This is a genomic window from Pseudomonas sp. TJI-51 (genome assembly GCF_000190455.2).
Taxonomy (GTDB): Bacteria; Pseudomonadota; Gammaproteobacteria; order Pseudomonadales; family Pseudomonadaceae; genus Aquipseudomonas; species Aquipseudomonas juntendi.
In genome coordinates this window covers 15,608-35,828 of sequence record NZ_AEWE02000085.1, presented here as the reverse complement: position 1 = coordinate 35,828, position 20,221 = coordinate 15,608, and the positions used below count along the sequence as shown (strand labels likewise).

The 20,221-nt window shown below is 62.8% G+C and carries 17 protein-coding genes and 1 pseudogene; 8 read left to right on the top strand and 10 right to left on the bottom strand.

Going from position 1 to position 20,221, the window contains the following annotated elements; genetic code table 11:
- Nucleotides 1-12 precede the first annotated feature (12 nt).
- The 9 genes from bamA to rpsB form a co-directional block, all read right to left on the bottom strand.
- Nucleotides 13-2,376 carry an outer membrane protein assembly factor BamA gene (bamA, locus tag G1E_RS18690; protein WP_009686943.1) on the bottom strand — a complete coding sequence of 788 codons (2,364 nt, stop codon included), beginning with the start codon at nucleotides 2,374-2,376 and terminating at the stop codon, nucleotides 13-15.
- A gap of 73 nt (nucleotides 2,377-2,449) precedes the next feature.
- Nucleotides 2,450-3,802 carry an RIP metalloprotease RseP gene (rseP, locus tag G1E_RS18685; protein ID WP_047150001.1) on the bottom strand — a complete coding sequence of 451 codons (1,353 nt, stop codon included), beginning with the start codon at nucleotides 3,800-3,802 and terminating at the stop codon, nucleotides 2,450-2,452.
- Nucleotides 3,803-3,873: 71 nt separating this feature from the next.
- Entirely contained in the window at nucleotides 3,874-5,064 is a 1,191-nt protein-coding gene (ispC, locus tag G1E_RS18680; RefSeq protein WP_029886982.1) for a 1-deoxy-D-xylulose-5-phosphate reductoisomerase, read from the bottom strand.
- Nucleotides 5,061-5,876 carry a phosphatidate cytidylyltransferase gene (locus G1E_RS18675; protein WP_009686946.1) on the bottom strand — a complete coding sequence of 272 codons (816 nt, stop codon included), beginning with the start codon at nucleotides 5,874-5,876 and terminating at the stop codon, nucleotides 5,061-5,063. Before G1E_RS18675 ends, ispC begins: the two co-directional genes overlap by 4 nt.
- Complete coding sequence (gene uppS / locus G1E_RS18670) at nucleotides 5,876-6,631, bottom strand: polyprenyl diphosphate synthase (RefSeq protein WP_009686947.1); 756 nt, start codon at nucleotides 6,629-6,631, stop codon at nucleotides 5,876-5,878. The genes G1E_RS18675 and uppS overlap by 1 nt, the downstream gene beginning before the upstream one ends.
- A gap of 15 nt (nucleotides 6,632-6,646) precedes the next feature.
- Entirely contained in the window at nucleotides 6,647-7,204 is a 558-nt protein-coding gene (frr, locus tag G1E_RS18665) for a ribosome recycling factor (protein WP_029886984.1), read from the bottom strand.
- A complete protein-coding gene (gene pyrH / locus G1E_RS18660; RefSeq protein WP_009686950.1) occupies nucleotides 7,201-7,944 on the bottom strand; it encodes a UMP kinase in 744 nt (247 codons plus the stop codon). Before pyrH ends, frr begins: the two co-directional genes overlap by 4 nt.
- A gap of 178 nt (nucleotides 7,945-8,122) precedes the next feature.
- On the bottom strand, nucleotides 8,123-8,986 hold the full coding sequence (gene tsf, locus G1E_RS18655) for a translation elongation factor Ts (protein WP_009686951.1): 864 nt from the start codon (nucleotides 8,984-8,986) through the stop codon (nucleotides 8,123-8,125).
- A gap of 185 nt (nucleotides 8,987-9,171) precedes the next feature.
- On the bottom strand, nucleotides 9,172-9,909 hold the full coding sequence (gene rpsB / locus G1E_RS18650; RefSeq protein ID WP_003252287.1) for a 30S ribosomal protein S2: 738 nt from the start codon (nucleotides 9,907-9,909) through the stop codon (nucleotides 9,172-9,174).
- A gap of 175 nt (nucleotides 9,910-10,084) precedes the next feature.
- On the opposite strand from rpsB, the gene G1E_RS18645 reads away from it, so the two are divergent.
- The 4 genes from G1E_RS18645 to dapC are packed head-to-tail and all read left to right on the top strand — an operon-like array spanning nucleotide 10,085 to nucleotide 15,112.
- Complete coding sequence (locus G1E_RS18645) at nucleotides 10,085-10,318, top strand: hypothetical protein (RefSeq protein WP_157050338.1); 234 nt, start codon at nucleotides 10,085-10,087, stop codon at nucleotides 10,316-10,318.
- A 49-nt stretch (nucleotides 10,319-10,367) separates the two neighbouring features.
- On the top strand, nucleotides 10,368-11,150 hold the full coding sequence (map, locus tag G1E_RS18640; protein WP_009686955.1) for a type I methionyl aminopeptidase: 783 nt from the start codon (nucleotides 10,368-10,370) through the stop codon (nucleotides 11,148-11,150).
- Nucleotides 11,151-11,182: 32 nt separating this feature from the next.
- Nucleotides 11,183-13,885 (top strand): [protein-PII] uridylyltransferase, encoded by a 2,703-nt coding sequence (locus G1E_RS18635; protein ID WP_009686956.1) that lies wholly within the window; start codon nucleotides 11,183-11,185, stop codon nucleotides 13,883-13,885.
- 30 nt (nucleotides 13,886-13,915) lie between these two features.
- Nucleotides 13,916-15,112, top strand: coding sequence for a succinyldiaminopimelate transaminase (gene dapC, locus G1E_RS18630; protein ID WP_009686957.1), 1,197 nt, complete (start codon nucleotides 13,916-13,918; stop codon nucleotides 15,110-15,112).
- A gap of 208 nt (nucleotides 15,113-15,320) precedes the next feature.
- On the opposite strand, the gene G1E_RS18625 is transcribed toward dapC, so the two are convergent.
- Nucleotides 15,321-16,967: a Na+/H+ antiporter gene (locus G1E_RS18625; protein ID WP_009686958.1), complete on the bottom strand. Its 1,647-nt coding sequence runs from the start codon at nucleotides 16,965-16,967 to the stop codon at nucleotides 15,321-15,323.
- Between the two features lie 374 nt (nucleotides 16,968-17,341).
- On the opposite strand from G1E_RS18625, the gene G1E_RS18620 reads away from it, so the two are divergent.
- From G1E_RS18620 to G1E_RS29675, 4 genes and pseudogenes are all read left to right on the top strand, one after another.
- Nucleotides 17,342-17,689 carry an ArsC family reductase gene (locus G1E_RS18620; RefSeq protein ID WP_009686959.1) on the top strand — a complete coding sequence of 116 codons (348 nt, stop codon included), beginning with the start codon at nucleotides 17,342-17,344 and terminating at the stop codon, nucleotides 17,687-17,689.
- Between the two features lie 31 nt (nucleotides 17,690-17,720).
- On the top strand, nucleotides 17,721-18,755 hold the full coding sequence (dapD, locus tag G1E_RS18615; protein WP_009686960.1) for a 2,3,4,5-tetrahydropyridine-2,6-dicarboxylate N-succinyltransferase: 1,035 nt from the start codon (nucleotides 17,721-17,723) through the stop codon (nucleotides 18,753-18,755).
- A gap of 81 nt (nucleotides 18,756-18,836) precedes the next feature.
- A complete protein-coding gene (locus G1E_RS18610) occupies nucleotides 18,837-20,042 on the top strand; it encodes a cysteine desulfurase (RefSeq protein ID WP_009686961.1) in 1,206 nt (401 codons plus the stop codon).
- Nucleotides 20,039-20,221 (top strand): annotated as a pseudogene (locus G1E_RS29675) (SufE family protein); the annotation flags it as partial. The gene G1E_RS18610 and the pseudogene G1E_RS29675, both read left to right, overlap by 4 nt.

The window sequence follows — 20,221 nt, the reverse complement described above, 5'->3', positions numbered from 1 at the left end:
CAAGGGCCGACCTTAGAAGGTCTGGCCCAGAGAGAATTGGAACACCTGGGTATCGGCATCGTCCGGCTTCTTGACCGGCATTGCCAGGCTGAAGCTCAGCGGGCCCAGTGCAGTAATCCAGGTCACACCCAGGCCGACCGAACTGGCCATGCCCGAGAAGCCGACCTTCTCGCAATCAGGCTTGCTGCCGCAATTGGTGTCGAACACGTTACCCACATCCCAGAACACGGAGGTGCGCAGCGAACGCTGGTCCTTGACGAATGGCAGCGGGAACAGCAATTCGACGCCACCTTGCACCAGCACGTTACCACCGAACGGCAACGGGTCCTGATCCGGGTCGGCGATGGTACCGGGCTTGCCACCTGGGTTGCCTTCACCGCGGCTTGGGGTACTGCGTGGGCCCAGGCTGCTGTCCTTGAAGCCGCGGACGGAGTTGAAGCCACCCGCGAAGTAGTTCTCGTAGAACGGCAGGCCGGAGGTGCTGCCATAACCATCACCATAGCCCAGCTCGGTGTGCAGGCGCAGGGTGTAGTCGTTGGTGATCGGCTGGAACAGCTGGCCACGGTAGTCGAGCTTGAAGAACGACAGGTCGCTGCCCGGAATGGTCGATTCCAGGGTCAGGCTTTGCGAGTGACCACGGGTCGCCAGCACACCTTTGTTCAAGGTCGACTCGGACCAGCCGATCGATGCCTTGAAGTTGAGGAAGTTGTCGCCTTCCTGGTCGAGGAAGTCGAAGATCTCGTCAACGGTGTACTTGCCGGTCTTGATCTTGTCCTGCTGCACGCTCAGGCCGTAGGTCAGGCGCGAGGTTTCGCTGATCGGGTAGCCCAGGCTCACACCTGCACCGAGGCTGTCCACCGCATAGCTGGCCACGTCGACATCGAGGTCATCGTAGTTGGTGCTGCGGTAGAAGGCGTTGTAGCCCAGGCTCACGCCGTCGGCAGTGAAGTAGGGATCCACGAAGCCAAAGTTGTAGCGGGTCTGGTATTCCGAACGGGTCAAGCCGATGGACACCTTGTTACCGGTGCCGAGGAAGTTGCTCTGGCTGATCGAACCACCCAGGATCAGGCCCGCGCTTTGGGCGAAACCGACGCTGGCGGTGATCGAACCGGAGGCTTGCTCCTCTACGCTGTAGTTGACATCGACCTGGTCATCGGTGCCCGGCACCGGTGGGGTCTCGACGTTCACTTCCTTGAAGAAGCCCAGGCGCTCGAGGCGGGTCTTGGACTGGTCGATCAGGTAGGTCGACGCCCACCCGCCTTCCATCTGGCGCATTTCGCGACGCAGCACTTCGTCTTCGGTCTTGGTGTTACCGCGGTAGTTGATGCGGTTGACGTAGGCACGCTTGCCCGGGTCGACCACGAACATGATGTCTACCGTGTGGTCCTGTTCGTTCGGCTGTGGCACGCCGTTGACGTTGGCGAAGGTGTAGCCCTCGTTGCCCAGGCGGCGGGTGATCAGCTCGGACGTGGTGGTCATCACCTTGCGCGAGAATACCTGGCCAGGCTGCACCAGCAGCAGCGACTTGACCTGGTCTTCCGGCACCTTGAGGTCACCGGACAGCTTCACGTCGCGAACGGTGTACTTCTCGCCTTCGTTGATGTTGACGGTGATATAGACGTGCTTCTTGTCTGGCGTGATCGACACCTGGGTCGAGGCGATGTCCATGTTGATGTAGCCGCGGTCCAGGTAGTAGGAACGCAGGCGCTCAAGGTCACCGGACAGCTTTTCGCGGGCGTACTTGTCGTCGTTCTTGAAGAACGACAGCCAGTTGGTGGTTTTCAGCTCGAACAACTGGCCCAGGGTATCGTCGTCGAACACGTTGTTGCCGACGATGTTGATGTGCTGGATGGCCGCGACCGTGCCTTCGTTGATCTTGATCTTCAGTGCCACGCGGTTGCGCGGCTGCGGCACCACCTCGGCGTCGACCTCGGCCGAGTAGCGGCCCTGGGCCACGTACTGGCGCTGCAGTTCGTTACGCACGCCTTCAAGGGTGGCACGCTGGAAGATCTCGCCTTCGGCCAGGCCGGATTGCTTCAGGCCTTTCATCAGGTCATCGGTGCTGATCGCCTTGTTGCCTTCGATCTCGATGCTCGACACCGACGGGCGCTCGACCACGTTGATGATCAGCACATTGCCATCGCGGTTCAACTGGATGTCCTGGAAGAACCCGGTCTTGAACAGGGAACGGGTCGAGTCCACCAGGCGGCGGTCATCAGCCTGGTCACCGACGTTCAGCGGCAAGGCACCGAACACGCTGCCGGCGGACACCCGCTGCAGGCCGTTGACGCGAATATCGGAGATGGTGAAGGACTCGGCGTGAACTTCAGCGATCATCAGTGCGGACATGACCGCAGTTAGCAGCAGACGTTTCATGAAGTCCTTTTATTCCAACTGGCAATAAACAACCCGCCGTGAAAAAACGGCGGGTTCGCAATTGAGCGAAGCTTTATAGTCGACCCAGATCGTTGATCAGGGCGAGCAACATCACCCCTATGACCAAACTGATACCGATCTGGACCCCCCAACCTTGCACCCGATCCGACAGCGGACGACCGCGCGCCCACTCGACCAGATAAAACAGCAAATGCCCCCCATCGAGTACCGGGATGGGCAGCAGGTTAAGAACCCCCAGGCTTATGCTCAGGTAGGCGAGGAAATTAAGAAAATCCCCGATGCCGGACTGGGCTGAAGCGCCCGCCACTTTAGCAATGGTTATCGGTCCACTCAAGTTTTTTACCGAGAGCTCCCCGAACAGCATTTTCTTCAGCGATTCGAGGGTAAGGACACTCATGTTCCAGGTGCGTGACAAGCCCTCGCCCACCGCCTCCAGCGGGCCATAGCTGACTTCACGAAGCATGCTGGCAGGCCATTCGCCACCTTTGACCCCGGCACCCAGGTACCCGGCAACGGCCTTGCCCTCGCCCTTGTGGGCCAGGACCACCGGCACGTCGAGGGCAGCACCGTCGCGCTCCACGCGGACCTGCACCTTGGCATCCGGCCGGGCACGTACACTGTCGACCACCTGCTGCCATTCGGTCACGGCAACGCCGTCGACCGCCAGCAGCTTGTCACCGCTCTTGAGGCCCGCAGCGGCAGCCGGCCCTTTCGGGTCGATCTCGGCCAGCACCGGCGCAATCGCCGGGCGCAATGGGTGCAGCCCAAGGGACTGGATCGGCTCTGGCTCATCGGCGCCCTTCAACCAGCTGTCCAGCTTGACCTGCAACTGGCGCTCGGCACTGGCGCCATCGTCGCGCACGCCAACCTGCAAGGTGCCGCTCTCGCCCAGGCGCCGCACCAGCTGCAGGTTGACCGCCGCCCAACCGCTGGTCGGCTTGCCGTCCACAGAGACGATTTCCTGACCTGCGGCCAGCCCGGCCGACGCCGCCAGGCTGCCGGCATCGACGCTACCAATGACCGGGCGAACCTGTTGGGTACCCAGCATCGCCAGCAGCCAGAAGAACACGATTGCCAGCAGGAAATTGGCGATCGGGCCGGCCGCGACAATGGCGATACGCTGGGATACCGGTTTGCGGTTGAACGACTGGCCGAGCAACGCCGGCGGCACATCACCTTCGCGCTCGTCGAGCATCTTCACGTAGCCGCCCAGCGGGATCGCCGCCACGACGAACTCGGTGCCATGGCGGTCATGCCAGCGCAGCAGCGGCGTGCCGAAACCCACCGAAAAACGCAGCACCTTCACGCCACAGCGGCGCGCGACCCAGAAGTGGCCGAATTCATGAAAGGTCACCAGCACCCCCAGGGCCACGAGGGTGCCGATAATCATGTAGAGCGCTGTCATGTCCATCTCCGAATGATATTCAGCGGGGCGGGGCAATACCCTGCCCCCTCACGCACCGAAGCGAGCCTGCATCAGCGGCCGTGGCGGCGCAGCCACTCCCGGGAAAGCTCCCGGGCCCGCTGGTCGGCGGCGAACACCGCGTCCAGGGAAGGCAGGGGCACCACAGGTTCCTGCTCGAGTACCTGTTCGATCATACCCGCGATCTCCGGGAAGCGAATACGCCGCTCGAGAAATGCTTGCACCGCCACTTCGTTGGCGGCATTGAGCACGGCGGGGGCACTGTTGCCGGCTTCGGCAGCCTGCCGCGCGAGGCGCAGGCAAGGGAAGCGTTGTTCGTCGGGCGCCTGGAAATCCAGACGGGCGACGGCGAACAGGTCCAGCGGCGCCACCCCGGAGTCGATCCGTTCGGGCCAGGCCAGGGCGTTGGCGATCGGGGTGCGCATGTCGGGGTTGCCCAGCTGCGCGAGGACCGAGCCATCCACGTAGTCGACCAGCGAGTGGATCACGCTCTGCGGGTGCACCACCACTTCGACCTTGGCCGGCGCAGCATCGAACAGCCAACAGGCTTCGATCAGTTCCAGCCCTTTATTCATCATGCTGGCCGAATCCACGGAGATCTTGCGCCCCATCGACCAGTTAGGGTGCGCACAGGCTTGCTCCGGGGTCACCCCCATCAGCGCTTCGACGGGCGTTTCACGGAACGGGCCACCGGAAGCCGTCAGCAGGATCCGCCGCACCCCCACCGCACTCAGGCCACGGGCATAGTCGCCAGGCATGCACTGGAAGATAGCGTTGTGCTCGCTGTCGATTGGCAGCAGCACGGCGCCATGGCGCCGCACGGCGTCCATGAACAGGGCCCCCGACATCACCAGCGCTTCCTTGTTGGCCAGCAGGACCTTCTTGCCCGCCTCGACAGCCGCCAAGGTGGGACGCAAGCCGGCAGCCCCGACGATGGCCGCCATCACGGCGTCCACTTCGCTTGCCGACGCCACCTGGCACAACCCGGCGTCGCCTTCGAGCACCTCGGTTGCACAACCGGCCGCCGCCAGACCTGCACGCAACCGCATGGCCGCTTCACTGCTCGGCACCACGGCGAACGCCGGGCGGTGGCGCACGCACAGGGCCAGCAGTTCGTCCACACGCGAATAGCCACTGAGGGCGAACGCCTGGTAGCGATCAGGGTGCCGGGCAATCACGTCCAGGGTGCTCAGGCCGATGGAGCCGGTGGCACCGAGCACGGTGATACGTTGCGGGCGAGTCACATGACACCCCATTCGGCAGCCCACAACAACACGGCAAAGATCGGGATCGCTGCCGTCAGGCTGTCGATGCGGTCGAGCACACCGCCGTGGCCGGGGAGCAGGTTGCTGCTGTCCTTGATGCCGGACCGGCGCTTGAACATGCTCTCGGTCAGGTCACCGACCACCGAGGCCATCACCAGCAGCGCAGCACCCAGCAGGCCGAGCAGCACCTGGCCGACGCCCCAGTCGCGGCTTATGCCCACACCGAGGGTGATCAGCAAGCTGACCGCCAGCCCGCCATACACGCCTTCCCAGCTCTTGCCGGGGCTGACCTGCGGGGCCAGCTTGCGCTTGCCAAATGCACGGCCAGAAAAGTACGCGCCGATGTCGGCAGCCCACACCAGCACCATGACCGAGAGAATCAGCCAGTTGCCCAGCGGCCAGTGCTTGAGCAGCACCAACCCCTGCCAGGCGGGCAGCAATACCAGCAGGCCTATCAGCAGCCGGCAGGCAGCACTGGCCCACAACTCGCTGCTGCGTGGATAGGTCAGCACCAGCCAGGTCGCCAACCCCCACCAGATCACTGCGGCGCCGAGCACCCAGGGGGCCAGTTCCGGCAGGATGTACAGCAGCATCAGCGCCCCGGCCACTACCAGGGCGTAGGCAATGCGCAGCGGCTGGGCCATCAGGCCGGCCAGGCGCGCCCACTCCCAGGCACCGAGGGTCACAACGAAGCCGATGAACAGGGCAAAATCCCCACCGTTGAGCAGGAAGAAACCACCCAGCGCAACCGGCAGCAGGATCAGCGCGGTAATGATGCGTTGTTTAAGCATTAAGCACGAGCTCCAGCCTCGACCTGCTCGCTGGTCTTACCGAAGCGGCGCTGGCGCGAAGCGAAATCGGCCAGGGCTTTACGCATGGCCTCGTGTTTGAAGTCCGGCCAGTACAGGTCGGAGAAATACAGCTCGGCATATGCCAGCTGCCACAGCAGGAAATTGCTGATGCGATGCTCGCCACCGGTGCGGATACACAGGTCCGGCAACGGCAGCTCACCGGTTGCCAGGCACGTCTGCAGCAGGCCAGGGGTGATGTCGTCCGGGCGCAGGTGCCCGGCTTGCACTTCCCGCGCCAGCCGTTGCGCGGCCTGGGCAATGTCCCACTGGCCGCCGTAGTTGGCAGCGATTTGCAGGATGAAGCGGTTGTTGCCGGCGGTCAGCGCCTCGGCCTCACGCATGGCAGCCTGCAACTCCGGGTGGAACCGCGAGCGGTCACCGATGATACGCAGGCTGATATTGTTTTCGTTGAGGCGCTTGGCCTCACGGCGCAGGGCCGAGAAGAACAGTTCCATCAGCGCACCGACTTCTTCGGCCGGGCGCTGCCAGTTTTCACTGGAGAAGGCGAACAGGGTCAGCACCTCGACCCCGGACTGGGCACAGACTTCGATGACCGCGCGAACGGCGTCGACACCCGCCTTGTGCCCGGCAACGCCGGGCAGCAGGCGTTTTTTTGCCCAGCGGTTGTTGCCGTCCATGATGATCGCGACATGACGCGGCACCGAGGACGGCACCGCTGGCTTGGTCTTTTCCATTAAAAAACCCCGGCCTCAGACGGCCATCAGGTCCTTTTCCTTGGCCTTGAAGGCAGCATCGACCTCGGCAACGAACTTGTCGGTCAGCTTCTGGATGTCATCAGCGGCGCGACGCTCTTCGTCTTCGCTGATTTCCTTGTCCTTGGTCAGCTTCTTCAGGTCGGCCAGGGCGTCGCGGCGCACGTTGCGCACGGCTACCTTGGCGTCTTCGGCAACAGCGCTGGCCTGCTTGGTATAGCCCTTGCGGGTTTCCTCGGTCAGGGCCGGCATCGGCACGCGGATGGTGGTACCGGCGCTGGACGGGTTCAGGCCCAGGTCAGAGGTGAGGATGGCTTTTTCGATAGCCGCGCTGAGGTTCTTGTCGTGGGCGACGATCTTCAGCGTGCGGGCATCTTCGACGGTGATTGCAGCCACCTGGTTCAGCGGCATCTCGCTGCCCCAGGCAGTGACCCTGACGGTATCCAGGATGCTTGGGTGAGCGCGACCCGTACGGATGGCCGCCAGGTTGCGAGCCAGAGCCTCGAGGGACTTGGTCATGCGCTCCTGCGCGTCTTTCTTGATATCGTTGATCATTTCTGGACTTCCTCGATCAGAGTTCCTTCCGCGCCGCCATGCACGATGTTCAGCAGGGCGCCGGGCTTGTTCATGTTGAAGACGCGCAGCGGCATCTTGTGGTCGCGGCACAGGCAGATTGCCGTGAGATCCATTACCCCCAGCTTGCGATCCAGCACTTCATCGTAGGTCAGATGATCGAACTTCTCGGCATGCGGGTCCTTGAATGGATCTGCAGTGTATACACCATCGACCTTGGTTGCCTTCAATACCACGTCGGCATCGATTTCGATGGCGCGCAGGCAAGCGGCAGAGTCGGTGGTGAAGAACGGGTTGCCAGTACCGGCGGCGAAAATCACGACTTCCTTGGCGTTGAGGTGACGCATGGCTTTGCGACGGTCGTAATGATCGGTGACACCCACCATGGAGATCGCCGACATGACGATGGCAGTGATGTTCGCCCGCTCCAGCGCGTCGCGCATGGCCAGGGCATTCATCACGGTGGCCAGCATCCCCATGTGGTCGCCGGTAACACGGTCCATGCCGGCTGCACTGAGCGCCGCGCCACGGAACAGGTTGCCACCACCGATCACCAGGCCGACCTGAACACCGATGCCGACCAGTTGGCCGACTTCCAGCGCCATGCGATCCAGGACCTTGGGGTCGATCCCGAACTCTTCCGAGCCCATCAGGGCCTCGCCGCTAAGTTTGAGTAGAATGCGTTTATAGCGAGCCTGATGACCACTGCCCTGCTGAGCCATTGCGAATCTCTCCTGCGGCGTTTGTAAAATTCTTGCGGGCTGCTTGAGCCTGCTTGTAACTGTAACGTGACGCAACGATTGCGTCCGCGAGCAGCGGTTTCTGTAAACCGTTCCCGCTTTGACAAAGAGGCTGCGCGCGTGAGCGGGCAGCCTCTTTGGGGCGACAGACGGGGCTGTCTTACTGCTTGGCAGCAGCTACCTGAGCGGCAACTTCAGCAGCGAAGTCGTCGACTGGCTTCTCGATGCCCTCGCCTACTTTGAAGTAGGTGAAGGAAACGATTTCAGCACCGGCTTTCTTGGCCAGCTCGCCAACTTTGACTTCCGGGTTCATGACGAAAGCCTGCTCTTTCAGCGAGGCTTCAGCCTTGAACTTGGTGATACGGCCGTTGATCATGTTCTCAACGATGTTCTCTGGCTTGCCGGCGATCTTGTCAGCGTTCAGCTGCAGGAACACGCCCTTCTCACGCTCGATGGCCTCGGCGGAGATTTCCGACGAATCCAGGAACTCAGGGTTCGACGCAGCCACGTGCATGGCGATGTTCTTGGCCAGCTCGACGTCGCCGCCGTTCAGGACAACAACGGCACCGATCTTGTTGCCGTGCAGGTAGGCACCGACAACGTCACCCTCAACGCGCACCAGGCGGCGGATGTTGACGTTCTCGCCGCACTTGGCGACCAGGGCTTCACGAGCAGCTTCACGCGAAGCGATCAGCGGCGCAGCGTCGGTCAGCTTCTGGGCGAAGGCTTCTTCGAGGCTTTCAGCAACGAAGTTCTTGAAGTCGTCTTGCAGGGCCAGGAAGTCGGTCTGCGAGTTCACTTCCAGCAGAACGGCGGATTTACCGTCGGTCTTGACCGCGATAGCGCCTTCAGCAGCGACGTTGCCAGCCTTTTTGGCGGCCTTGATGGCGCCCGAGGCACGCATGTCGTCAATGGCTTTTTCGATGTCGCCGCCGGCCTTTTCCAGGGCCTTTTTGCAATCCATCATGCCTTCGCCGGTACGCTCGCGCAGTTCTTTGACCAGCGCTGCAGTAATTGCTGCCATTTCAAAATCCTCTTGGAAAGTTTTTCAACCATTCCACCCGTTGGTCACGGGCGTTAAATTCTGCAAATCCGCTGCTTGTGTTCCAGCAAGCCCATGATGCGGGGCCGATGCTGACAGCAGGATTTCAAGGTGGCAAAAAGGGGGCAGAGCCCCCTTTTCGCGTGCCAAGTAGACGCTAGCGCCTATTACTCAGCAGCAGGTGCAGCCGCTTCTTCAGCGTAGACTTCAGTGCCGCCGGCAACGTTGTTGCGGCCGCGGATGACGGCGTCAGCCATCGAAGTCATGTACAGCTCGATAGCGCGAATGGCGTCATCGTTACCTGGGATGATGTAGTCAACACCTTCCGGGCTGCTGTTGGTATCGACAACGCCGATAACCGGGATACCCAGTTTGTTGGCTTCGGTGATCGCGATGCGCTCGTGATCAACGTCGATAACGAACAGAGCGTCTGGCAGACCACCCATGTCCTTGATGCCGCCCAGGCTGCGATCCAGTTTTTCCAGGTCGCGGGAGCGCATCAGGGCTTCTTTCTTGGTCAGCTTGGCGAAAGTGCCATCTTCGGCCTGGGTTTCCAGGTCGCGCAGACGCTTGATCGAGGCGCGGATGGTTTTGTAGTTGGTCAGCATGCCGCCCAACCAACGGTGGTCAACGTATGGCGAACCGCAACGAGCAGCTTGCTCGGCGACGATCTTGCCGGCGGAACGCTTGGTGCCGACGAACAGGATCTTGTTCTTGCCCTGGGCCAGGCGCTCTACGAACGACAGAGCGTCGTTGAACATTGGCAGGGTTTTTTCCAGGTTGACGATGTGGATCTTGTTACGCGCGCCGAAAATGTACTTGCCCATTTTCGGGTTCCAGTAACGGGTCTGGTGGCCGAAGTGCACACCGGCCTTCAGCATATCGCGCATATTGACTTGGGACATGATAGTTCCTTGATAAGTCGGGTTGGGCCTCCACGTATCCCAATGACCAACCCGCGAATTCTGCAACTCGGGGCACCCAGGTCATCGTGTCGACACGTGTGTGGGTTAAATGCTGACGGGGTCGTGCCCGAAAGCGGCGCATGTTATACCACAGACCGCGGGCAAACGGAACCCGGTGGAAGCAGCTGCAAGCTGCAAGCTGCAAGCAAAAGCTGCAAGCAAAAGCTGCAAGCAAAAGCTGCAAGCAAAAGCAAAAGCAAAAGCAAAAGCAAAAGCAAAAGCAAATGCAAAAAGCAAAAAGCAAAAAGCAGCCGACGCACGATCCGCTTCTTCTTGTAGCTTGCCGCTTGCCACTTGCCACTTGCCACTTGCCACTTGCAGCTTGCAGCTGGACGCTCTGATAGAATAAGCCCTTTCCCGTTTGTTCGCGCCGTGCACGGCGCCGTAGAGAGCCTGTAATGACCGTTACCATCAAGACCGCAGAAGACATCGAAAAGATGCGCATCGCTGGCCGCCTGGCCGCCGAAGTGCTGGAAATGATCGAGGAACACGTCAAGCCCGGCGTCACCACCGAAGCGCTGGACCGCCTGTGCCACGACTACATCGTCAATGTTCAGCAGGCCATCCCGGCGCCGCTCAACTACAAAGGCTACCCGAAGTCGATCTGCACCTCGATCAACCATGTGGTCTGCCACGGCATCCCCAATGACAAGCCGCTCAAGGACGGTGACACGCTGAACATCGACGTCACCGTGATCAAGGACGGCTACCACGGCGATACCAGCCGCATGTTCCATGTCGGCACCGTGCCGGCATGGGCCGAGCGCCTGTCCAAGGTGACCCAGGAATGCATGTACAAGGCCATTGAACTGGTCAAGCCAGGGTGCCGCCTGGGCGACATCGGTGAAGTGATCCAGAAGCACGCCGAAAAGAACGGCTTCTCGGTGGTGCGTGAATTCTGCGGCCACGGTATCGGCAAGGTGTTCCACGAAGAACCGCAGATCCTCCACTACGGCCGCGCAGGCACGGGTATGGAACTGAAAGAAGGCATGACCTTCACCATCGAGCCCATGATCAACCAGGGCAAGGCCGACACCAAGGTGCTGGGCGACGGCTGGACCGCCATCACCAAGGACCGCAAGCTCTCGGCCCAGTGGGAGCACACCCTGGTGGTGACTGCGACCGGCTACGAGATCTTCACCCTGCGCAAGGACGATACGATCCCGCGCACCTCGGCCTGAGCCCGGCCAACCCATGACAGGAACGTGACGCGATGCCCCAGGTGGACCCCGAACTGTTCGACCGCGGCCAGTTCCAGGCGGAACTGGCCCTCAAGGCGAGCCCTATCGCCGCTTTCAAGAAAGCCATCCGCCTGGCCGGCGAGGTGCTCGACAAGCGTTTCCGCGCCGGCGGCGACATTCGCCCGCTGATCGAGGCCCGTGCCTGGCTGGTCGACAATATCCTGCAACAGGCCTGGAACCAGTTCGACTGGGGGGACCACAGCGGCATCGCCCTGGTTGCGGTGGGTGGCTACGGGCGCGGTGAACTGCACCCGCATTCGGACATCGACCTGCTGATCCTCCTGGGCGCTGCCGAGCATGAACAGTACCGCGATGCCATCGAACGGTTTCTGACCCTGCTGTGGGACATAGGCCTGGAAGTCGGCCAAAGCGTGCGTACCGTGGACGAGTGTGCCGAACAGGCCCGCGCCGACCTCACGGTGATCACCAACCTGATGGAAAGCCGCACCATCGCCGGCCCGGAGCCGTTGCGCCAACGCATGCTGGACGTGACCAGCACCGCGCACATGTGGCCGAGCAAGGAGTTCTTCCTGGCCAAACGCGCCGAACTCAAGGCCCGCCACCACAAGTACAACGACACCGAGTACAACCTGGAACCCAACGTCAAAGGGTCCCCTGGCGGCCTGCGCGATATCCAGACCGTACTGTGGGTGGCGCGCCGCCAATACGGCACTTTGAACCTGCTCGCACTGGCTGGCGAAGGCTTCCTGCTGGAAAGCGAGAACGAACTGCTGGCCTCGTCGCAGGACTTTCTATGGAAGGTGCGTTACGCCCTGCACATGCTGGCCGGCCGCGCCGAAGACCGCCTGTTGTTCGACCACCAGCGCAGCCTGGCCGAACTGCTGGGCTACCACGACGAGAACCCCAAGCGGGCGATCGAGCAGTTCATGACCCAGTACTACCGGGTGGTGATGAGCATCAGCCAGCTGTGCGACCTGATCATCCAGCACTTCGAGGAGGTCATCCTCGCCGACGAGGACAGTGGCAGCACCCAGCCGCTGAATGCGCGCTTCCGCCTGCATGACGGCTATATCGAGGCCACCCGGCCGAACGTGTTCAAGCGCACGCCGTTCGCCATGCTGGAGATGTTCGTGCTGATGGCCCAGCACCCGGAAATCAAGGGTGTACGCGCCGATACCGTGCGCCTGCTGCGCGAACACCGGCACCTGATCGACGACACGTTCCGCACCGACATCCGCAATACCAGCCTGTTCATCGAGCTGTTCAAGTGCGAGATCGGCATACACCGTAACCTGCGCCGAATGAACCGCTACGGCATCCTGGGGCGTTACCTGCCCGAGTTCGGCCTGATCGTCGGGCAGATGCAGCACGACCTGTTCCACATCTATACCGTGGATGCGCACACCCTCAACCTCATCAAGCACCTGCGCAAGCTGCAGTACACACCGGTGTCCGAGAAGTTTCCGCTGGCCAGCAAGCTCATGGGGCGCCTGCCCAAACCCGAGCTGATCTACCTGGCCGGCCTGTACCACGACATCGGCAAGGGCCGCCACGGTGACCACTCGGAGCTCGGTGCAGTAGACGCGCAGAAGTTCTGCGAACGCCACCAACTGCCCGCGTGGGACAGCCGGCTGATCGTCTGGCTGGTGCTCAACCACCTGGTGATGTCTACCACCGCCCAGCGCAAGGACCTGTCCGACCCACAGGTGATCAACGACTTTGCCCTGCACGTGGGCGACGAAACGCGCCTGGACTACCTGTACGTGCTGACCGTGGCCGATATCAATGCCACCAACCCCAGCTTGTGGAACTCGTGGCGCGCCAGCCTGTTGCGCCAGCTTTACACCGAGACCAAGCGGGCCTTGCGCCGTGGCCTGGAAAACCCGCTGGACCGCGAAGAGCAGATTCGCCAAACCCAGTCTGCCGCCCTGGACATCCTGGTGCGCGAGGGCACCGACCCGGACGACGTCGAACAATTGTGGTCGCAGCTGGGCGATGACTACTTCCTCAAGCACACTGCGGCCGACGTAGCCTGGCACAGTGATGCGATCCTGCAGCAGCCCGCCGATGGCGGCCCGCTGGTGCTGATCAAGGAAACTACCCAGCGCGAGTTCGAGGGTGGCACGCAGATCTTCATCTACGCCCCGGACCAGCACGACTTCTTTGCGGTGACGGTAGCGGCCATGTCGCAGCTGAACCTGAACATTCACGACGCGCGAATCATCACCTCCAGCAGCCAGTTCACCCTCGACACCTACATCGTGCTGGACAACGACGGCGGCTCGATTGGCGACAACCCGCAACGGGTGCGGCAGATTCGCGACGGCCTGAGCGAAGCCTTGCGCAACCCCGAGAACTACCCGACTATCATTCAGCGCCGGGTGCCCCGCCAGCTCAAGCACTTCGACTTCCCGCCACAGGTGACCATCCTCAACGATGCCCAACGGCCGGTGACCATTCTGGAGATTACGGCCCCCGACCGCCCTGGCCTGCTGGCCCGGCTGGGGCGGATTTTCCTGGAGTTCGACCTGTCACTGCAGAACGCCAAGATCGCCACCCTCGGCGAACGGGTCGAAGACGTGTTCTTCATCACCGATGCCGACAACCAGCCGCTGTCCGACCCGCAACTGTGCAGCCGCCTGCAGGAAGCTATCGTGCAACAGCTGCAGGCCGGCCAAGGCAGCGACACCAGCCCGAGCCGCCTGACCATTTAACGATTAGACGATTGACGAGACCTTGCGCCGATGAACCATGCCTTGACCCAGCTTCAGCCCTACCCGTTCGAAAAGCTTCGCGCCCTGCTGGGCACCGTGAAGCCTGCGGCGGACAAACGCGCCATCGCCCTGTCGATCGGTGAGCCGAAGCACGAATCGCCGGCGTTCGTCGCCCAGGCCATGGCCGACAACCTCGACAAGCTGGCTGTCTATCCCAGCACCCTCGGCCTGCCGGCGCTGCGCCAGGCTATTGGCCAGTGGTGCGAGCAGCGGTTTGGCGTACCCGCCGGCTGGCTCGACGCCGACCGCCATATCCTGCCGGTCAATGGCACCCGCGAGGCGCTGTTCGCCTTCACCCAGGCCGTGGTCAACCGCGCCGATGACGGCCTGGTGGTCAGCCCGAACCCTTTCTACCAGATCTATGAAGGCGCAGCCCTGCTGGCCGGTGCCACCCCACACTACCTGCCGTGCCTGGAGGCCAATGGCTTCAACCCGGACTTCGACGCCGTGCCGGCCGATGTCTGGCAGCGCTGCCAGATCCTGTTCCTGTGCTCGCCGGGCAACCCGACCGGGGCGCTGGTGCCCATGGAAACCCTGAAAACACTGATTGCCCTGGCCGACGAGCATGACTTCGTGATCGCCGCCGATGAGTGCTACAGCGAACTGTACTTCGACGAAGACGCCCCGCCGCCGGGCCTGTTGAGCGCTTGCGCGGAGCTGGGCCGCAGCGACTTCAAACGTTGCGTGGTCTTCCACAGCCTGTCCAAGCGCTCCAACCTGCCGGGCCTGCGCTCGGGCTTCGTTGCCGGCGACGCCGACATCATCAAGCCATTCCTGCTGTACCGTACCTACCACGGCTGCGCCATGCCGGTGCAAACCCAACTGGCGAGCATCGCCGCTTGGCAGGATGAAGCGCATGTGCGCGAAAACCGCGACCAGTACCGCGCCAAATACGATGCCGTGCTGGAGATCCTGCAGCCGGTACTGGACGTACAGCGCCCGGACGGCAGCTTCTACCTGTGGGCCAAGGTGCCTGGCGACGATGCCGAGTTCACCCGTGACCTGTTCGAAGCCCAGCATGTGACGGTGGTGCCGGGGTCTTACCTTTCGCGGGAAGTGGGTGGTGTGAACCCGGGGGCCGGGCGTGTCCGCATGGCCTTGGTTGCACCGCTGGCCGAGTGCATCGAAGCTGCCGAGCGCATTCGCGCGTTTCTGCAAAGCCGCTGACAGGATCGGGGGGCGGTTTGTACGCGGTTCCTGTGGGAGCGGGCGTGCCCGCGAACACCGGCGCAGCCGGTGCCAGACACCGCGTCGCCTGCTTCGCGGGCAAGCCCGCTCCCACAATGAATCGCGCAGGCTTTTCAAATTTGCAGAAAGACAGTTGCTCCTACCGGGGTAGGTGAGATACCTGTTGCTACAAGGCAGCCCCAGCGCTTTATTTGACCTGGCCCAGGTTCGCCTCACTCATGTCCAGCTCGCCCAGCACCTGCCGCACCACTTCATCGCCCACCTCGTGCTGACGATGCAGGTTGTACAGCTCCAGCCGCTGCGCCCTTAGCGCCCGCAGGCGCAAGCGGCGCTCCAGCAAATCCATCTGCTCGGCCAGCGCCTTGGCTTCGGCCGTGTCGTTATAACTGTCCAGCTCATCCCGGTACTCCGCCATCAGGCGCGCCTTCAGTTCCGTGGCCATGGTTGCCTGGTCTGCATCCTGCGGCGCACTGCTGTCGATCACTTCCTCCGCCTCCAAGGCATGGATCGCCGCTTCTGCCGTGCGCCGCCAGGCTTCCTGCACCTCCTGTTGCAAGCGCTCGTCGGCGCTTTTGGTCACCCCGCGCAGCAACAGCGGCAAGGCGATACAGGCGCTGACCAGCGACAGCAGGATCACCCCTGCCGCGATGAAAATCAGCAGGTCCCGTTCCGGGAACGCCTTGCCTGCCCCCATCAGCAATGGCACCGACATCACACCCGCCAGAGTCACTGCACCCCGCACGCCGCCGAAGGTCAGCAGCCAGCAGGAGCGCGCCGTAGGCACCAGCACCAGCGCCGGCTTACCGCGCCAGCGGCGCAGCACGCCGATCGCGCGCCAGATACTCTGCACCCAGATGAAACGCAGCAGGATCAGCGCGGCAAAAATCGCCAGCACATCCAGGCAGCGGTAGGCCAGGGTCGGCCACACGGTGGTTTCGTGGCTGACCACAGCCTTGATGATGTCCGGTAACTGCAGGCCCAGTAGCAGGAAAATCAGGCCATTGAAGGCGAACTCCAGCAGCGACCAGACGCTGCGGTTGAGCAGGCGGGTGCTGGTCTGGCGTGGCAGCAGGTCGAGCCAGCTCTGCATCATGCCGGCGGCCACTGCCGACAAAATGCCCGACACGCCCAGGCGCTCGGCCAGTACATAAGCCGCGAACGGCAACAGCAGCATGAACACGACATGGGTCGCAGGGTCGTCCCAGCCCCGGGTGATCATCCACATGCGCAGGCGGCCGATCAGCCAGCTCAGGGCCACGCCCACTGCCAGGCCCCCCAGTGCTACCAGCACGAAGCTGAAGCTGGCGTCGGCCAGCGAGAAGGCCCCGGTGATTGCCGCCGCCAGGGCGAACTTGAAGGTCACCAGGCCAGAGGCGTCGTTCATCAGCGCCTCGCCCTGCAGCATATGCATCAGCGGGGTGGGTAGGCGGTCCTGGGTAATGGCCGATACGGCAACGGCGTCGGTCGGCGACAACACGGCGGCCAAGGCGAAGGCCACCGGCAGCGGGATGCTGGGCATCAGCCAGTGAATGAAGTAACCGGCCCCGACCACAGTGAACAGCACCAGCCCTACCGCCAGCGCCACCACGGGCCCTCGAAGGCGCCACAGTTCGCGCTTGGGAATCCGCCAGCCATCGGCGAACAGCAGTGGCGGCAGGAACAGAAACAGGAACAGCTCGGGGTCCAGCGCCACATGCAGGCCCAGGGTCGGCCACGCCAGCAAGGCGCCAGCGGCGATCTGCACCAGCGGCAAGGGCAGCGGAATCAGGCGACCGACCAGTTTCGACAGGCTGACCAAGGTCAACAGGATGAGGACGGTGTAGGCGGACTGCATCCGGTAAGGCTTCCTTTATGAACCAGAAACGACAACAGGGCGAAACATCGCCATTGAAACAATATGTTAGCGGCGATCGGCGAACCGGGGCCGCTGCACGATAGTCGCAGGTGGCGGATGAATATGTAACATGATGATACTTCGGTTGGGTGGTTGGGCCTGCCGTGAGTCTTGCAGCGCCTGCGAGATCGCGCGCCGCCCGCGCGGCGCTCGATCTCATAAGCGATGCAAGACCCAAGACCTGCACATCTGCGCCGCCCGCAAAACCCAAGACAAGCACACCCGTGGCGCTCACATCTCCGTTCCCGCATAATCCCGCGACTGAAATCGAAAAACGGAGAGGTTGGGGCAACCTGTGATCCCCAATGCACACAATGACCTACACGCTCTACGGCATCAAAGCCTGCGACACCATGAAAAAAGCGCGTACCTGGCTCGAAGACCAGTCCATCGCCTACGAATTCCACGACTACAAGACCCAAGGCATCGACCGTGACAGCCTGAACCGCTGGTGCGACGAACACGGCTGGGAAGTCATCCTCAACCGTGCCGGCACCACGTTCCGCAAGCTGGAAGACGCCAGCAAGGCAGACCTCGACCAGGCCAAGGCCGTCGAGCTGATGCTGGCCCAGCCGTCGATGATCAAGCGCCCGGTGCTCGACCTTGGCGCGCGCACGTTGGTCGGCTTCAAGCCTGACCTGTACGCCGCAGCCTTCGCCTGAGCCCCTACCCTATTTCGCACGAGGTAATCACATGTCCAATACCCTGTTCAGCCTGGCCTTCGGTGTCGGCTCCCAGAACCGCCAGGGCGCCTGGCTGGAAGTGTTCTACGCACAACCCCTGCTCAACCCAAGCGCCGAACTGGTCGCCGCAGTCGCGCCTGTTCTTGGTTACCAGGGTGGCAACCAGGCCATCGCCTTCAGCAACGCCCAGGCCGCCCAACTGGCCGAAGCGGTGAAAGGCGTGGATGCCGCCCAGGCCGCGCTGCTGACCCGCCTGGCCGAAAGCCACAAGCCGCTGGTCGCCACCCTGCTGGCCGAAGACGCTGCGCTGGCTTCGACCCCCGAGGCCTACCTCAAGCTGCACCTGCTGTCGCACCGCCTGGTCAAGCCACACGGCGTGAGCCTGGCCGGCATCTTCCCGCTGCTGCCGAACGTGGCCTGGACCAACCAGGGTGCGGTCGACCTGAGCGAACTGGCCGAACTGCAACTCGAAGCACGCCTCAAAGGCGAGTTGCTGGAAGTGTTCTCGGTGGACAAGTTCCCGAAAATGACCGACTACGTGGTCCCCGCCGGCGTGCGTATCGCCGACACCGCCCGTGTGCGCCTGGGCGCCTACATTGGCGAAGGCACCACCATCATGCACGAAGGCTTCGTCAACTTTAACGCTGGCACCGAAGGCCCGGGCATGATCGAAGGCCGGGTTTCCGCTGGCGTATTCGTCGGCAAGGGCTCGGACCTGGGCGGCGGCTGCTCGACCATGGGCACCCTGTCCGGTGGCGGCAACATCGTCATCAAGGTCGGCGAAGGCTGCCTGATCGGCGCCAACGCCGGTATCGGTATCCCGCTGGGTGACCGCAACACCGTCGAAGCGGGCCTGTACATCACTGCCGGCACCAAGGTGAACCTGCTGGACGAAAACAACGAACTGGTCAAGGTGGTCAAGGCGCGTGACCTGGCAGGCCAGACCGACCTGCTGTTCCGCCGCAACTCGCTGAACGGCGCAGTGGAATGCAAGACCCACAAGTCGGCCATTGAGCTGAACGAAGCATTGCACGCCCACAACTGAGAACCTTGCACGGTTTGAGGTGTTAACATCGGGTCTGGCGCCAACACGCCAGACCCGTTTTTCATTCCAGGCCCCGCGATCATGTTCCAGCCCTCCCCCTGGCGTGCCGATTTCCCCGCCATCGACGCCCTGCAACGGCAGCACCAGACATACCTGGACAGCGCCGCCACTACCCAGAAGCCGCAAGCCTTGCTGGATGCTCTGGGCCATTACTACGCCCATGGCGCAGCCAACGTGCACCGCGCCCAGCACTTGCCCGGTGCACTGGCGACCCAGGCTTTCGAAACCAGCCGCAACAAGGTGGCCGCCTGGCTCAACGCCGCCGATGCCCGGCAAATCGTGTTCACCCATGGCGCCACTTCGGCGTTGAACCTGCTGGCCTATGGCCTGGAGCACCGCTTCGAGGCGGGCGACGAAATTGCCGTCAGCGCGCTGGAGCACCATGCCAACCTGCTGCCCTGGCAGCAACTGGCGCAGCGGCACGACCTGCGCCTGGTGGTACTGCCGCTGGACATTCACGGCCACATCGACCTGGACCAGGCCCTGCAGTTGGTAGGCCCACGCACCCGGGTACTGGCCGTCAGCCAGTTGTCCAACGTGCTGGGCACTTGGCAGCCGTTGCCTGCCCTGCTGGCCCATGCCCGTGCGCAAGGTGCGGTGACCGTGGTCGACGGCGCCCAGGGCGTGGTCCATGGGCGCCATGATGTGCAGCAGCTGGGCTGCGACTTCTATGTGTTTTCCAGCCACAAGCTGTATGGCCCGGACGGTGTCGGCGTGCTCTACGGCCGCAGCCAGGCTTTCGAGCTGCTGCGCCATTGGCAGTTTGGCGGTGAGATGGTGCAACTGGCCGACTACCATAGCGCCAGCTTCCGCCCGGCGCCGTTGGGTTTCGAAGCGGGCACCCCGCCCATTGCCGGGGTGATCGGCCTGGGCGCGACCCTTGCCTACCTGGCCAGCCTCGATAGCCACGCGGTCGCCGCCCACGAAACCAGCCTGCATCAGCAACTGCTGCGTGGCCTGGCCGACCGCGAGGGTATCCGGGTGCTGGGCACGCCACAGGCGGCGCTGGCCAGCTTCGTCATCGAAGGCGTGCACAATGCCGATATCGCCCACCTGCTCACCGAGCAGGGCATTGCCGTGCGTGCCGGGCACCACTGCGCCATGCCGCTGTTGAAGGGGCTGGGCCTGGAGGGTGCGATCCGTGTGTCGTTGGGCTTGTACAACGACAGCAGCGACCTGCAGCGCTTCTTCGACGCGCTGGACCAAGGCCTGAAGTTGTTGCGATGAGCCTGCCGGAACAGGCGCTACAGGCGCTGGCCGCGTTCGAACAGGGCAAGGGCTGGGAACAGCGTGCTCGCTTGCTGATGCAATGGGGCGACCGGCTGGAGCCGCTGGCTGCCAACGAAAAAACCGAGGCCAACCGGGTGCACGGTTGCGAAAGCCTGGTGTGGCTGGGGGGCGGGCCG